This window comes from Streptomyces sp. NPDC088387, assembly GCF_044753385.1.
Taxonomy (GTDB): Bacteria; Actinomycetota; Actinomycetes; order Streptomycetales; family Streptomycetaceae; genus Streptomyces.
The window spans coordinates 418,052-432,811 of the sequence record NZ_JBIVNC010000003.1 but is presented as its reverse complement, the minus strand read 5'-3'; the positions used below and the strand labels follow the sequence as shown (position 1 = coordinate 432,811).

The window sequence follows — 14,760 nt, the reverse complement described above, 5'->3', positions numbered from 1 at the left end:
GACCACGTGTTTCGTCGCGTGGCCGACCGAGTCCCCGAACGGAAGGGCCCCCCACGTGCCCCCCACGCACGCCGTACTCCCCGCCGGCCACGACTTCGCGACGTACGCGGGGACGCACTGGTCCCGGCTGCTCGTGACCGCGCGGCTGCTCACCGACACCGACACCGACACCGAAGTCACGGGCGCCGCGGAGGAGTTGGTGCGGAGAACGCTGGTGCGGATGTACGCGCGGTGGCGGTGGGTTCCGCGCGACGACGTGGACTTCCATGTGCGCCGGTGTCTGGTGCGCGAGTATCTGCGCAGGCCGGGCGCCGGCCGGGGACGGTGGCGGGGACGGCGGGCCGCGCGCCGGCGGGTCGTACGGGTGCTGCGGCTCTGGGAGGGCCTGCCGGACCGGGAGATCGCACAGTTGCTGGGGTGCTCGGTGGGCGCGGTGCGGGCCTACGGCAAGCAGGCCGACGGCGAGGAGATCCGGCGGGCGTACGCCCGGGCCGCGGCGGATCCGGTCCCGGGCCCGTCGGATGCGCCGTTGGCCGAGCTCCGGGCGCGGGGGCGGGCACGGCGGCGCCGCCGTGCCGCGGTGACCGGGGCGGTGTGCGCGGCGCTGCTCGCGCCGGCCGCGCTCCTCGCCGCGGACCACTTCGGGGGTGCCGCTTCGGAGACGGTGTCCGGGGAGCACGCCCGTCCGGCGACGAGCCCGGTCCGGGTGGTGGCGCCGGGTGAGCGGGTGACGGCCGGGGCGGGGGTACGGGTGTGGCTGACGGCCGAGGGTGGGCACTGGTCGGTGCCGGGTTCGTACGCGGAGAGCGGCGGTGACCCGCCCGGCCCGAAGTCCTCCCGGCCGGCGGTGTCCGTACGGGCGGACACCGTTCAGGACGGGTTCTTCCTGTCGGGCCTCTTCTCCGGCGTGCGCGGCGAGCCGAGCCGTGTCGAGGTGCGGACCGGCGCCGGCAGGGTCACGGCGAAGGTCCTGGTCCTGGCGGGCAGTCCGGGCTGGGGCGTCTGGTACGCGAGCGCGCCCCTGCCGAAGGAGAACATGCAGGCGCTGTTCGCCACGGGCGGGGACGAGCGGGTGGTCACGGTGTACGACGCGTCGGGCGAGGTCGCCGCGCGGTCGGAGAGCGAGTGGTGGCGGATATGACGGACCCGAAGCCCGAAACGCCCCCCGCTCCTGCCCCCGGCACCACCGGCCCGCCGGCCAAGAACCCCGAGGCTCCTCGTCGTCGTATCCCCCTCCGCACCCGCCTGCGCCGCACCCGGGGCCGCCGCCTGCGCCACCTCGCGTACGCGTTCGTCACCCTCGTCGCGACCCTGTGCACGGTGGCCGTGGTGGCGTACCACCTGACGACGGTCCCGGAGCCGCACCCCGAGACGGTCACCCAGAGCACGGTGTTCCTCGACACGAAGGGCGCCTATCTGGGCCGGCGCGGGCCGGTCGACCGGCAGGACGTCGCGCTGTCCGCGGTCCCGCTCCATGTCCAGGAGGCGGTGATCGCGGCGGAGAACCGCTCCTTCCGTACGGACAGCGGTATCTCGCCGCGGGCCATCACGCGGGCCGCGCTGGCGGCGGTGACGGGCGGCGACCCGCAGGGCGGTTCGACCATCACCCAGCAGTACGTGAAGAACGCCCTGCTCAGCCCGGAGCGTTCGCTGTCCCGCAAGGCGCGCGAGGCGTTCATCGCGATCAAACTGGACCGTACCCGCACGAAGGACGACATCCTGGAGGGCTACCTCAACACGGTGTACTTCGGCCGGGGCGCGGCCGGTATCCAGTCCGCCGCGCGCAACTACTTCGGCGTGGACGCCAGGAGCCTCACGATCGCGCAGGGCGCGGCGCTGGCCTCGATCGTCAACATCCCCTCGTACTACGAGAAGGCGGGCTCCGACCCGAAGGTGACGGCGAAGCTGGAGGACCGCTGGGAGTGGGTGCTGGACGCGATGGTGGCGGGCGGCAGCATCACGGAGAAGGAGCGGTCGGCGGCGCGGTTCCCGGCGTTCCGTTTCTACCCGCCGGGTGAGACGGAGGGGCAGCGGCAGTATCTGATCGACGTGGCCGCGAAGGAGGCGGCGGAGCGGCTCGGCATCACGGAGGACGAGCTGGCGAGCGGCGGGTACGACGTGACGACGACGTTCGACCTGTCCCTCCAGGACACCGCGACACAGCGGGTGGCGGAGCATCCGGGCGGCAAGGACGGCGTCCGTCTGCACACGGCGGTGGTGGGCATGGTCCCGGGCAACGGGGCGGTACGGGTCCTGTACGGCGGCTCGGACTACGCGCGCCAGCCCTTCAACGACGCGGTGAGCGGCGCGGTGGAGGCGGGCACGGCCCTGGACCCGTTCATGGCGGCGATACGGGCGGACAACCCGCTGGCCGACCTCCTCAGGACCCCGGCCCCGACCCCCCTCACCCTGGCGTCGGCCTACGCGACGGTGGCGGCGAACGGCGAGTACGCCGCCCCGTACACGGTCACCCGCATCACCCAGGAGGGCCGCACGGTCTACGAGGCCCACCCCGGGACACGGCGGCTGCTGGACGAGAAGCAGGCGGCGGCGGCAGGCGCGGCGAAGGGCTCGGCGGGGGCCACGCCCACCCCGTCCCCCGGCTTCACCACGGCGGGCGCAGGCGGCGGCACCACCCGCCGAACCGTCTGGACCACCGCCTACGACCCCCAACTCTCCCTCACGGTAGCCCTCTTCGCCGACCGCCCGGGCCCCAAGAAGGGCACCACCCTCCCGTCCCAGCTCCCCAACACCCCACCCCCGACGGACTTCGCGGCAACCGTGGCAGCGGGAATCTGGAACACAGCAAGAAAGGACACCGGATCCATCAGCATCCCCACCCGCTAGCAGGACCCACTGCTCGTCAGTCCGGGGCGGCGGCCCTCAGGTGGCGGCGGGCGGCCAGTTCCTCCGCGGGGACCACCGTCAGGACGGGGGTGCCGGGTGGAGCGAACATCGTGACCACCAGTTGGGAGCGGGTGTCCGGGAGGTTGTTGGCGCCCTGGTAGTGGATGACGTCGCCGCCTGGCTCGAAGAGCGCGTCGCCGGCCTTGAGTACGCGGGGCGCCCGGCCTTCCAGTTCGAAGAGGATCTCGCCCTCCGTCACGTATCCGAAGATCGGCCCGGGGTGACGGTGCGGGGGTGCGCCGGGGTCGCCGGGCGGCAGGGTAATCCGGATGGTCCGGGCCTCGGCGCCGGCCGGGATGAGAGCCGCCGCGTCCGGCAGGGTCGTGATCACCTCGACACCCGGCGGCAGATGCCCATGCTCAGCACTCATACATGTCCTCCCAACAGAGACTGTCCACAGTGAGGACAGGACGCCGACTCCGTTTGTGACACTCGCGCTCGGCGGCGGGGACACACGTACGGCCGGAGGCAGTTGCCCCCGGCCGTGGTGTGGTCTGGCGGTTGGGTGGATCAGTTGGTGAAGGTGAAGTACTTCCAGGCGCCGTGGGTGGTCGAGTTGACCGAGTCGCCGGAGGAGCCGTTGAGGTAGGACGAGCGCATGCGGGCGCGGATGCCGGACTCGCCGGGGGCCTCCAGGCTGACCGCCGACTTGCCGTTCGTGGGGAGGGCGAAGTACTCGGAGCCGGAGTCGTACCAGGAGCCCTGGTAGTAGACCTGGAGCTGGAAGCGCTGCTCGCGGCCCTTGTAGTAGGTCATCGTGGTGGTGAAGACCGGGTCGGTGTTCTTGCGGAAGTAGTAGTACTTCGTGGAGCCGATCTTGCCCGTCTTGTAGTGCTTGGAGACGGACGTGGAGACCTTCACCTGGGCGTATCCGGTCGACTTCACGGTCTTCGGTGCCGTACGGGAGTCGCCCGCGAAGACGGCCGTGACGGTGGTGTCGCGGGTCATGTCGACCTTCGCCGACAGCTTGCCGCTGGAGTTGACCTTCGCCGACTTCAGCAGCTTCTTCGGCTTGTCGGTGCCGAACGGGTCCGCGTAGATGGCGACGGTGCGGTTCTTGTACGTCGAGCCGAGCTGCGCGGTGAAGGTGACGTCCTTGCCGTACGAGTACACCTTGCCGTTGTTGTTCAGGCTCAGCGAGACCGCCTTGCGGGAGACCTCCACCGCGTCCGACCCGGCGGCCGGGGCGTGCGTGGCGTCACCCTCGTAGGAGACCTTGTACGTGACCTTGCCGCCGGACGGCGGGGTGTCCGTGAGGCTGAACGAGCCGTCGGCCTTCGTCTTGACGGCCGGCAGGGCCTTGCCGTTCGGCGACTCCAGGTCCGTGCGGGTCACCTTCAGGGAGGTGCCCGCGGCCAGGCGCGTCTTCGACGTCAGCTTGCCGGTGACGGTGAGCTTCTTCGCGCGGTCCGACTTCGCGGGGGCCGACACCTTGACGGTGGGCAGCTCCTTCGTCGGGTCGGTCAGCGCGCGCAGGGTGTACGTGCCGTACGTGTTCACCGACACGGCGAAGACGCGGCTCGAGTCCGGCGCCCAGGCGAGCGCGCCGTCGACGAGGGTGTCGGCGCCGCTGCTGTTGCCGGTGTTGGGGAAGTCGTACTCCCGTACCGGCGCCGGGTCGCCCGGGTGGTGGATGTGGACGTCCGGGTCGTACCAGGAGTCGCTGCCGCCCGCGACGCTGCCGTCGGGCGCGACCCGCACCGCGTTCGGGTAGGCGTCGATCGGGTAGCCGGTCTGCTCGGTGAGGTCGGCGGCCGAGTAGGCGCCGATGGCGTAGCCGGTGTCCGGGTCGCCCCACGAGGTGAGGACCTGGCCGCCGTCGGGGGTCAGGTCCAGCTGCCGTACGGCGGTGTCCATGGAGCCCTTGACCCGCAGCGTGGCGCCCTCGGCCGTGAGGTCGTACACGGCGAGGTCGCCGCCGTTGCCGGCCACCAGCGTGCCGGGGACCGCCGGGTCGGCGGCCAGGAACATGCCGTACGCGCCGCCGAAGCCGACGTCGCCGCGCTGGGCGAGCTGCACGACGGGGGCGGCGCCGGAGACGTCGAGCGAGCCGAAGTCGGTGCCGTGGGTGAACCAGATCCGGCCGTCCACCACCTCCAGGTCGCCGGGCGCCGCGCCCAGCGGGTAACTCGCGGTCTCGGTGTACGTGGCCGTCTCCACGGCGACGATCCTGCTGCTGTTCTTCACGGCCGCGTACACCTGGCCGGAGTCGGCCGACACGGCGAGGCCGGAGACACCGGCGAGCCCGCTCAGGGTCGCCTTGACGGCGCCGTTGTAGTCGGTGACGACGATCTTCCCGCCGGTCGGGTCGGACACGTAGACCCGCCGGTGCAGACCGTCGACGACGACGTCGCCGACCGACTTCACCGGAAGGACCTTCGCCGAGTCGGCGACCGCCGGACCCGCGACGCCCGTGACCAGAGCCGCGGAACTGAGAACGACCGCGAGTGCCGTCGCGGTCGCGATGCTGCGCCTGCGCACAGTGATGTGAACCCCCACAGAAGTCGCCCGGCCAACCGGGCGGAAGTGAATAGGCCGCGCGTCCCCCCTTCACACCGCGAACGATGTGCGGACGCCACCAAGACCGCAGCGTATGGCATGCCAGCGACAATCAGGGAATGGAATTCCCCGGTCGGCAGTGCGGCGGGGTCAGTTTCGGGTTGCTGTGTTGAGGCGGGCCGCCTGGGCCGTCAGGTAGTTGCGTTCGGGCAGGTTGGGGGCCTTCTGCGCGGCCTCGGTGTAGAGGCGGGCCGCCGTGACCGGGGCGCCGGCGCGTTCGTGGAGGTAGGCCGCCGCCGCGGTGTGGCGGGGCAACGAGTCGTTCAGGGTGGCGAGTTCGGCCAGGCCGGCGTGCGGGCCGTCCGCCTCGCCCACCGCCACCGCACGGTTGAGGCGGACGACGGGACTGTCGGTCAGCCGGACCAGTTCGTCGTACCACTCCACGATCTGTACCCAGTCCGTCTCCTCGGCCGTGCGCGCGTCCGCGTGCAGCGCCGCGACGGCCGCCTGCGCCTGGAACTCCCCCAGCCGGTCCCGGGCCAGCGCCGCCTGGAGGATCTCCACACCCTCCGCGATCGCCACCGTGTCCCACCGGCCCCGGTCCTGCTCGGCGAGCGGGATCAGGCTCCCGTCCGGCGCGGTACGGCTCGCGCGCCTGGCCTGGTGGAGCAGCATCAGGGCCAGCAGCCCGGCCACCTCGGGGTGGTCGATGACCGCCGCGAGCTGCCGGGTGAGGCGGATCGCCTCGGCGGCGAGGTCGACGTCACCGGAGTAGCCCTCGTTGAAGACCAGGTAGAGGACGCGCAGGACGGTCGCCACGTCACCGGGCTGGTCGAAACGTACGTTGGACACCGTGCGCTTGGCCCGGCTGATGCGCTGCGCCATCGTCGCCTCGGGGACCAGGTGCGCCTGCGCGATCTGGCGTGTGGTCAGCCCGCCGACCGCGCGCAGCGTCAGCGCCACCGCGGCGGACGGGCTCAGCGAGGGATGCGCGCACAGGAAGTACAGCTGGAGCGTGTCGTCCACGGTGGCCGCCGGACCCGGCGCCGGTTCCTCGTCCACCCGGTCCTCGCGCCGCCGCCGGGCCATCTCCGCCCTGGTCGCGTCGAGGAACTTCCGCCAGGCCGCCGTGACCAGCCAGCCCTTCGGGTCGCGCGGCGGATCGTCCGGCCACACCCGGACCGCCTCCACCAGCGCGTCCTGCACGGCGTCCTCGGCCGCCGCGAAGTCGGCTCCGCGGCGGACGAGGATCCCGAGGACACCCGGCGTCAGGCTCCTGAGCAGCGCTTCATCCATGGAAGGGGCAGTCCGGGATGGTGGGCGCCGACTCGAAGAACGGCCGCAGCTCCAGCCACTCGTGGATCGGCTTCCCGCCCGCCCCCGGAGCCGCGGACAACTCTCCGGCCAGCTCCAGGGCGCGCTCGTAACTGTCGACGTCGATCACCATCCAGCCGGCGATGACGTCCTTCGTCTCGGCGAACGGACCGTCCGTGACCGGCGGGCGCCCCTCACCGTCGTACCGCACGAACGTCCCGCCCGGCGCGATGGCCTGGCTGTCGACGAACTCGCCGCTCTTCTCCAGCCGGTCGGCGAAGTCCTGCATGTACTGGACGTGCGCCGTGATCTCCTCCGGCGTCCACTGGTCCATGGGGACGTCGTTGACCGCCGCCGGGGCGCCCCGGTAGTGCTTGAGCAGAAGGTACTTGGCCATCGCGGTTCTCCTCGTTTCGTACGACCATTGTGGCCGCCTCCACTCCGGGGACGGAGCCGGGCACGGGTTCTCGACATCGCCGGGAAGAATTTCTCCCGCGCGATCCCCGGCGGACCCGCCCTACCCCGCGATCACCGCCACCGCCGTCCTCCCCCCGTCCACGTCCACCACCGTCCCGTGCACGAACTCCGCCTCCCCGCTCGCCAGCCACACCGCCGCGTGCGCGATCGCGTCCGGCGTACCGACCTCGCCCGCCGGGGTGCCCTTCATCATGATCCGGCCCGCGTGCGGCTCGGCGCCGTCGGGCGTCTCGGGCAGGATCACGCCCGGCGAGATGGCGTTCACCCGCACCCCCAGCGGCCCGAACTCCGCCGCCCAGGCGCGCGTGAGCGTCTCCATGGCGCCCTTGGTCGAGCTGTAGAGCGACCCGAGCGGCACGCCGAGGCGGACGATCCAGGAACCGAGGTTGATGACCACCCCGCCCCCGGACCGCGTCATACCCGGCACAACGGCCGCGGTGAGGAAGTACGGCGCCTTCACGTTCACCCCGTACACCTGGTCGAACATCTGCTCGTCGGTGTCGACGGTGCTGGGCGCCGGGTAGATGCCGGCGTTGTTCACCAGGATGTCGATACGTCCGCCCAGCACCTCCCGGGCCCGTTCGGCCAGGTCCCGGGACGCGTCCGCGGTGCCGTCGAGGTCCGCCGCCACGAAGTCGGCCCGGCCGCCGGCCGCGCGGATGCCCGCCACGACCCGCGCGCCGCGTTCCTCGTTGCGCCCGGACACCACGACGTGGGCGCCCTCGGCCGCGAACGCCTCGGCGATCGCCTGCCCGATGTTGCTCGTCGCCCCGGTGACCAGAGCCGTCCTGTCCCGCAGCCTGTGCACTCGTTCCGTCATGACGCGTTCTCCCTTGTCTCGCGGTGTGCGGCCCAGGGTGCGTCGCAGAAAATGGACCGGCAAGTCCAAACCGTGCGGGTAAAATGGACCCACGAGTCCACTACGAGACCGCGTGGCACGGCGAAAGGAGTCCTCATGCCCACCACCCCCGCCTCCCCCACCACCGCCGCCTCCCCCACCGCTCCCGGCTCCCCCACTGTCCCCACCGCCCCCACCCCCAAAGGCCGGGCCACCCGCGCCCGGATCGTCGAGGGCGCCGCCGGGGTGCTGCGCGAGCAGGGCATCGGCGCCACCACGCTCGACGACATCCGCGCCCGCACCCGCACCAGCAAGAGCCAGCTCTTCCACTACTTCCCGGGCGGCAAGGACGAACTGCTGCTGGCGGTGGCCCAGTTCGAGGCGGACCGTGTCCTGGCGGACCAGCAGCCGCACCTGGGCCGGCTGGACTCGTGGGAGTCCTGGCAGCAGTGGCGGGACGTCGTGGTGGAGCGCTACGAACGCCAGGGCGACCACTGCCCGATGGGTTCGCTGTTCCTCCAGGTCGGGCGGTCCCGGCCGGGCGCGCGGGCGATCGTCACGGGGCTCATGCGCCAGTGGCAGGAGCAACTGGCCCAGGGCATCCGCGCACTCCAGGCGAACGGCCTCGTCGTACCCGAACTCGACACCGACCGCACGGCGGCGGCCATGCTGGCCGGACTCCAGGGCGGCGTCGCCATCATGATGTCCACCGGCGACTCCACCCACCTCAGGGCCGCGATCGACACCGGCATCGAGCATCTGCGCGCCCGGGCGACACGTCCGGCGGGCGGCTGACGGGCCGGGGCACAGCCGGCCGTACCGGACCCGGTCTGCTTCCGGGCCCGGTACGTCGCCGCCGCAGGCGGGATCAGGGGTTCTTCACATACGGCGACTCAGTGGACCGCTGTGCCGGGACGGGCGCCGGCTCGGGTGCGGGGCCGCCCTCGCTGAGCCCGTACCGGGCGTGGAACCTGCGGAGGAATCCGGGCGCGTACCAGGCCGAGCGGCCGAGCAGCCGCATCGCGGCGGGGACGAGCACCCCGCGGACGGCGACCGCGTCGATGAGGATCGCAAGACCGCTGCCGAGGCCGAACATCTGCATAAAGCTGATCTTCGCCGCGCCGAAGGCGAAGAAGCTCACCGCGAGCAGACAGGCGGCCGCGGTGACGATCCGGCCCGTGTGACCGAGGCCGTTGACCACCGCGGACTCGGTGTTGTGGCCCTGGTCGTGCAGCTCCTTGATCCGGCTGGTGACGAAGACCTCGTAGTCCATGGAGAGGCCGAAGGCGATGCAGAACATCAGCACGGTCATGGACGTCTCCATCGGCATCGGCGTCACACCGAGGAGGGAGGCGAGGTTGCCGTCCTGGAAGATCCAGGTCATCACGCCGAGGGTGGCGCCCAGGCTGATCATGTTGAGCACCAGCGCGCGCAGCGGCTGGACGACACTGCCGGTGAAGAGGAAGAGCAGGACGAACGTGGTCAGGGCGACGAGGGCCAGGGCGAGCGGGATCCGGTCGCCGACGGAGCCCTTGGAGTCGACGAGCGCCGCGTCGGCGCCGCCGACCAGCGCCTCCGAGTCCCCGGGCGCGGTCACCGCCCTGACCCGCTCGACCAGGTTCTCCGCGTCGCCGGAGCGCGGCACGAGGTCGCTGACCACGGTGATCCGCTGGGCGTCGGGGCGGCTGAGGGCCTCGTTGCCGGGCGCCGTGGAGCGGCCGTCGGTGTAGGTGCCGGTGCCGGCCTCGACGCGCACGACGCCGGCCAGCCCGGAGAGTTCGGCCGCGTACGAGTCCAGCGCGGAGGTGTCCACGGCCTCGTCGATGACGACATGGACGGCGTCGTCGTCGTTGCCCGCGAACTTGTCCCGCAGCACGCTGGAGACCTGGCGGCTCTGCGCGTCCTCGGGCAGGACCCGCTCGTCCGGGCTGCCGAGGGTGATGCCGAGCAGCGGGCTCGCGGCCAGCAGCAGTACGGCGAGCACGGGCAGCGCGGTGAGCGCGGGGCGCCGCATGACGGTCCGGGCCAGCCGCCCCCACAGGGGTCCGCGGGCGTCGGGGCGCGCGTTCCTCGCCCACGGCAGCCGGCCCTTGTTGACGCGGTGGCCGAGCACCACGAACAGCGCCGGCATCACGAACAGCGTGCCGACGGCCGCGATGGCGACGACGCCGACCCCGGCGTAACCGAACGAGCGCAGGAAGTACTGCGGGAACACCAGGAGCGCCGCGAGCGCCACGGCCACGGTCGCCGCGGAGAACGCGACCGTCCGGCCGGCGGTGCGCACGGTGTGCCGTACGGCGTCGTCGACGCTCGCGCCCGTCGCGAGCTGCTCCCGGAACCGGCTGATCATCAACAGGGCGTAGTCGATGCCCAGTCCGAGACCGAGGGCCGTGGTCAGGTTGGTCGAGGACACCGAGATGTCGGTGGCGCTGCCGAGGAGGTACAGCTCGGCGAACGTGCCCATGATGGCGATGACCGCGATGGCCAGCGGCAGCAGCGCCGCGACGACACTGCCGAAGACGAACAGGAGCAGGACGAGGGTCAGCGGGACGGCGATGGCCTCGGCGAGGAGGAGGTCCTTGGGCACCTGCGTCGACATGTCGTTGCCGACGGCGGCGGCCCCTCCCGCCCGGACGTCGAGCCCGCCCCCGTACGTGCCGGAGTACGCGTCGATGAGGCTCTTGGCGTTCTTCTCCTGCTGGGTGTCGTCGCCCTTCACATGGGCGAGGACCAGGGCCTCGCGGCCGTCCCCGGAGCGCAGGGAGGGAGTGCCGGCGTCCCAGAACGAGACGACGTTCTCCAGCCGTGTCTCCTTCCTGAGCTCGGCGACCAGCGCCCGTCCGTCACGCTCGGCGGCCGGGCCGTCGACGCGCCCCTCGGCGGCCGTGACCAGCAGGACCAGATTGGTCTCCCCGCCGAACTTCTCCTCGATGGCCACAGCGGCCCGGGAGGACTGGGAGGCCGGGTCGTCGTAGCCGCCCCCCTTCAGCTTGCTGAAAGCGCCGGCGCCGACGGCGCTCATCAGCGCCACGGCCACCACCGCGACGACGAGTACCAGCCGGGCCCGGCGGATCGCCAGTTCGGCTATGCGGTCAAACACGACCGATCTCCTTTACGTACCTGCATGAGTTGGTGAAATACACCGACAAAGCGCCGCACTCGTCGTCGCCGCTGACGAACGTAGCCACGCGGCGGAAGATTTGGCAGTGTTAGATTTTCCTCACACCTCGCAACTTCGGGGTGTGCCGGAGGACTTGCCGTCGTACGGTCGCGGCATGACTACGGATGTGGACGGCGCGCCCCCGCTCTCCCTGCGTGAGCGGCGCCGGGCCGTCGCCACCCGGGAGATCCTCGACACCGCCGAGCGCCACATCACCGAGCAGGGGCCGCACGCCCTGTCCCTGCGGGCCGTCGCCCGCGACCTCGGTATGACCGTGCAGGCGCTCTACCACTACTTCCCGAACCGGGACGCCCTGATCACGGCGATCATCGCCAAGGCGTACGACGCGCTGGCGGACGCCGTGCAGGAGGCGGTCGACACCGCGCACTTGGGGGCCGGCGACCTGCCGCGCATGGTGGTCGCGACGGAGGGCTACCGCAGCTGGGCCATCGCCCACCCCGAGCTGTTCCAGCTTCTCTACGGCACACCGCTGCGGAACTACGCGGCGCCGGTCGACGGACTCACCACCCGCGCGATGGTCCGGATGAGCATGGTGTTCCAGCACGAGATGTTCGGCCACTTCACCCGGGAGCAGCTCGCCGCCGCCGACACCCCGCCCCTGTCACCCGAGCTCCGCGCCCACCTCGAACTGCTGCGACAGGACGGTCCGGGAGCCCTGCCGCCGCCCGCGGCCGCGCTGCTGTTCAGCGCGTGGGGCCATATGCACGGTCTGGTCGTCCTGGAGGTGTTCGGGCACCTGTCGTTCGTCGGCGAGCACCAGGCGGAGATCTTCCGGATGGCGATGCGGAACATGCTGACGGAGCTCAACGCCCGGATCCCGGCCGCCTGAACGGGCCGCCCGGACCGCGCGCCGCTCTCAGACGGCCTCCGCCATCAGCCGGTCGGCCTCCGCCTCCGAGGCCTCCGGGGGCACCACGAGCAGGTCCCATCGCCCCTGGCCGGGGGCCAGCAGGCAGACCGTGTCCGGGACCTGGGGGGCGTGGGTGCGCCGCAGCCGGACGACCTGGCCGGCGACGACAAGGCCGGCGGGCGACTCGGCCCACTGACCGCCGTTCACGACGATGCTGCTGATCAGGCCCCAGTCCTGCGGCAACCCGACCAGCAGACGCGGGAGTTCGGCCGCCAGGTCGTGCGAGCGGGGCCACCAGGCGCCGTCGATCCGCCGGGGCTGCCGGCCGAGCCGTGCCGGGGTCGCGAGCCGCAGACGTGCGGCGTCCGGGGAGGGGAGCGGGGGCTGCGGGGCGAGTGCCATGTGTGCTCCTTGGCCTCGGCGCGAGGAGTGCGGCCGGGGGACAGGGGCCGCGTCGCCGGCCCGCGTCGGCCGTGTCGGTCGGGTCAGCCGATCGAGCGGTCCACCGTGCCGTACGACAGGTCGGAGACCTGCGCGGGCGGGGTGGGAGCGGTGCGGCAGGTGAAGCCGAGCCGGACCAGTGCGCGGACCATCTCCGCCGCGGTGAAGTCACGCGGGTCGAGACGGGTGATCACGATGCCGACCTGCTTGACGGGGTACGTCTTGCCCCCGATCACCACACAGGCGCCGGTCGCGGCCTCGGGCTCGACCTTCTCCATCGACATTTCCACTTCGCCCTTGGACAGGTCGAAGGGGTAACGAGCGATCACACAGCGCATGGTGCCTCACCAGGGTCGGGGGGGATCCGGGGCGGGGATGGAACAGCGGGGAGTGGAGGGGGAGCGGTCGCGCGGATGGAAACGAAACAGGGGCCCGCACCCAAGGTGCGGGCCCCTGTAAGCCGTATCGCGTATGAGCTTGTGCGCGAATCCGGGGGGTCAGGCTTAGGCGGGAACGATGTTCTCCGCCTGCGGGCCCTTCTGGCCCTGCGTGACGTCGAACGTCACCTTCTGACCCTCCTGGAGCTCACGAAAGCCCTGGGTGGCGATGTTCGAGTAGTGGGCGAAGACGTCGGCGCCGCCGCCGTCCTGCTCGATGAAGCCGAAGCCCTTTTCCGCGTTGAACCACTTCACAGTGCCGGTGGCCATGTGTTTTCTCCTGTTAGAGCAGTGCTGAAACCCGCACCTCGCGGGCCTCCTCATCGCTGTGATGATCACCTGCTCCGGAAAACCGGTAAGAATGGCAACCACGACTGCAACTGAGATTCAGCCTAGCACGGAACAAATCGGCATCAGGAAAACGTAGGGTGGCGTCCCGAAATCCGTCAGACGTCTCGCGTAATGCGATTTCGTAATCGGTCGAATTTCTATTCCGGCGCCATCAGGTTTTCACTCGTCGCCGCGCAGCTCCTCGTTGACCCGCAGCGCGTCCGCGAGCTGGTCCTCCAGACCGATGATCCGGCAGGCGGCCTCGATGGGGGTGCCCTGGTCGACCATGCCGCGGGCCCGCGCGGCGAGTCGCAGCTGGTGGCGGGTGTAGCGGCGGTGGCCGCCCTCGGACCGTATGGGCTCGATGAGTCCGGCCTCGCCGAGGGCCCGCAGGAACCCCGGGGTGGTGCCGATCACTTCGGCCGCCCGCCCCATGGTGTACGCGGGGTGGTGGTCGTCGTCGAGCCGGTCGGCTGCCTGCGACCGGTCTTCCGAGGGCATGTGTACCTTCCCGCGGCCCGCCGACGCGGCCCGCAACAGGGTGAGCTGGTTCCCTGAGCAGAACTCTAGTCGTCCTCGCGGAAATCCTCCGGTGACGGGGGGAGATTTGTCCCCCTCCGGACGGAGGCCGTCAGCGCAGGACCAGCAGGCGGCCGTGGTCGGTGGCGGACGGGCCGGTGACCTCGCCCGGGACGCGCTGCCAGCCCCAGGCGAGCAGGGCGGCGACGGCGTCGGTGTCGCCGCGGTCGACGAGCGTGACACCGAGCGTGTCGACGTGGTCGGCGAGCAGCCGCCCCTGGAGCCGCCGGGCGAGGTTCCAGTCGCGGCCCTGGTCCTGGGTGCGCACCCGGCGCTCGACAAGGATGTCGCCGACCGCGAAGAGCCGGCCGGCGGCGGCGAGGCGGCGCAGGCCGTCCGGGAGGTACTCGTCGAGCCCCTGCCACCACGGCCCCTCGCCGGTCACGAGGAACCCGTAGGCGCAGCCCGTGATCACGGCGGTGCCGCCGGGGCCCGCGGTCTCGGCGACGACCAGCTCGAAGCCGGGCCTGCGCATGTCCCCGGCGAGCCGTCTGAGGAACGCGACGGCCCGCTCGGTCTCCGTGGCCCACGGCTCCCCGGGGGACGTGCGGGTGTACAGCTCGCCGAGTTCGCGGGTGCGGTCCTCGATCTGGCGGCGGTTGAGGGCGCGCAGGAACTCGCCGCGTTCGGGCGAGGGACCCTGGCGGTGCCGCCTCGGGTCGGCGTCTGCGGAGCGCGCGCCGTACCGGTGCGGTGGCCGAGGCGGGTCGGCGCTCGCCGGGCGGTCCGGCACGTTCGCGGTCATGGGGCGAGCCCTGCCCCGGGTCCGGACGGGTCCGGCCCCGCGTCGTCGTTCGCCGAGAACGGCACCGACGCGTCAGCCGGCGCACGAAGAGCCCTCGGTGCTTCGAGCGTACGCCCGCCCGCTCCACGGACGGCACTTCGGCGAGCGCCGGGCTCCCGGCGA

The 14,760-nt window shown here is 71.9% G+C and carries 15 protein-coding genes; 4 read left to right on the top strand and 11 right to left on the bottom strand.

Annotated features, from left to right (window positions below):
• The first annotated feature begins 55 nt into the window (after positions 1 to 55).
• Both ACIQAC_RS10135 and ACIQAC_RS10130 read left to right on the top strand, forming a co-directional pair.
• A complete protein-coding gene (locus ACIQAC_RS10135) occupies positions 56 to 1,141 on the top strand; it encodes a hypothetical protein (RefSeq protein WP_402188827.1) in 1,086 nt (361 codons plus the stop codon).
• Positions 1,138 to 2,847, top strand: coding sequence for a transglycosylase domain-containing protein (locus ACIQAC_RS10130; protein WP_402188826.1), 1,710 nt, complete (start codon positions 1,138 to 1,140; stop codon positions 2,845 to 2,847). Before ACIQAC_RS10135 ends, ACIQAC_RS10130 begins: the two co-directional genes overlap by 4 nt.
• A 16-nt stretch (positions 2,848 to 2,863) precedes the next feature.
• On the opposite strand, the gene ACIQAC_RS10125 is transcribed toward ACIQAC_RS10130, so the two are convergent.
• The 5 genes from ACIQAC_RS10125 to ACIQAC_RS10105 all read right to left on the bottom strand — a co-directional run bounded on the left by ACIQAC_RS10125 (position 2,864) and on the right by ACIQAC_RS10105 (position 8,017).
• On the bottom strand, positions 2,864 to 3,277 hold the full coding sequence (locus tag ACIQAC_RS10125) for a cupin domain-containing protein (RefSeq protein WP_402188824.1): 414 nt from the start codon (positions 3,275 to 3,277) through the stop codon (positions 2,864 to 2,866).
• Between the two features lie 140 nt (positions 3,278 to 3,417).
• The gene (locus tag ACIQAC_RS10120; RefSeq protein WP_402188822.1) at positions 3,418 to 5,388 is read right to left on the bottom strand and encodes a YncE family protein; all 1,971 of its coding nucleotides are present in this window, start codon (positions 5,386 to 5,388) and stop codon (positions 3,418 to 3,420) included.
• Between the two features lie 168 nt (positions 5,389 to 5,556).
• Positions 5,557 to 6,702 (bottom strand): RNA polymerase sigma factor, encoded by a 1,146-nt coding sequence (locus tag ACIQAC_RS10115; RefSeq protein WP_402188820.1) that lies wholly within the window; start codon positions 6,700 to 6,702, stop codon positions 5,557 to 5,559.
• A complete protein-coding gene (locus ACIQAC_RS10110) occupies positions 6,695 to 7,117 on the bottom strand; it encodes a YciI family protein (RefSeq protein ID WP_402188818.1) in 423 nt (140 codons plus the stop codon). The genes ACIQAC_RS10115 and ACIQAC_RS10110 overlap by 8 nt, the downstream gene beginning before the upstream one ends.
• A 120-nt stretch (positions 7,118 to 7,237) precedes the next feature.
• The gene (locus tag ACIQAC_RS10105; protein WP_402188817.1) at positions 7,238 to 8,017 is read right to left on the bottom strand and encodes an SDR family NAD(P)-dependent oxidoreductase; all 780 of its coding nucleotides are present in this window, start codon (positions 8,015 to 8,017) and stop codon (positions 7,238 to 7,240) included.
• 135 nt (positions 8,018 to 8,152) lie between these two features.
• Here ACIQAC_RS10105 and ACIQAC_RS10100 point away from each other — a divergent pair, with 135 nt between their 5' ends.
• Positions 8,153 to 8,830 carry a TetR family transcriptional regulator gene (locus tag ACIQAC_RS10100; RefSeq protein WP_402188815.1) on the top strand — a complete coding sequence of 226 codons (678 nt, stop codon included), beginning with the start codon at positions 8,153 to 8,155 and terminating at the stop codon, positions 8,828 to 8,830.
• Positions 8,831 to 8,903: 73 nt separating this feature from the next.
• Here ACIQAC_RS10100 and ACIQAC_RS10095 read toward each other — a convergent pair whose 3' ends face one another.
• On the bottom strand, positions 8,904 to 11,135 hold the full coding sequence (locus ACIQAC_RS10095) for an MMPL family transporter (RefSeq protein ID WP_402188814.1): 2,232 nt from the start codon (positions 11,133 to 11,135) through the stop codon (positions 8,904 to 8,906).
• A gap of 175 nt (positions 11,136 to 11,310) precedes the next feature.
• Here ACIQAC_RS10095 and ACIQAC_RS10090 point away from each other — a divergent pair, with 175 nt between their 5' ends.
• Positions 11,311 to 12,045: a TetR/AcrR family transcriptional regulator gene (locus ACIQAC_RS10090; RefSeq protein WP_402188812.1), complete on the top strand. Its 735-nt coding sequence runs from the start codon at positions 11,311 to 11,313 to the stop codon at positions 12,043 to 12,045.
• A gap of 27 nt (positions 12,046 to 12,072) precedes the next feature.
• Here ACIQAC_RS10090 and ACIQAC_RS10085 read toward each other — a convergent pair whose 3' ends face one another.
• The 5 genes from ACIQAC_RS10085 to ACIQAC_RS10065 form a co-directional block, all read right to left on the bottom strand.
• Complete coding sequence (locus ACIQAC_RS10085) at positions 12,073 to 12,468, bottom strand: DUF5994 family protein (protein ID WP_402188810.1); 396 nt, start codon at positions 12,466 to 12,468, stop codon at positions 12,073 to 12,075.
• Between the two features lie 83 nt (positions 12,469 to 12,551).
• Positions 12,552 to 12,845: an SCO5918 family protein gene (locus ACIQAC_RS10080; RefSeq protein WP_402188808.1), complete on the bottom strand. Its 294-nt coding sequence runs from the start codon at positions 12,843 to 12,845 to the stop codon at positions 12,552 to 12,554.
• Between the two features lie 165 nt (positions 12,846 to 13,010).
• On the bottom strand, positions 13,011 to 13,214 hold the full coding sequence (locus ACIQAC_RS10075) for a cold-shock protein (RefSeq protein WP_010986199.1): 204 nt from the start codon (positions 13,212 to 13,214) through the stop codon (positions 13,011 to 13,013).
• A 240-nt stretch (positions 13,215 to 13,454) separates the two neighbouring features.
• Entirely contained in the window at positions 13,455 to 13,775 is a 321-nt protein-coding gene (locus ACIQAC_RS10070; protein ID WP_402188806.1) for a helix-turn-helix domain-containing protein, read from the bottom strand.
• 130 nt (positions 13,776 to 13,905) lie between these two features.
• Positions 13,906 to 14,598: a hypothetical protein gene (locus tag ACIQAC_RS10065; RefSeq protein WP_402188805.1), complete on the bottom strand. Its 693-nt coding sequence runs from the start codon at positions 14,596 to 14,598 to the stop codon at positions 13,906 to 13,908.
• Between the last annotated feature and the right edge of the window lie 162 nt (positions 14,599 to 14,760).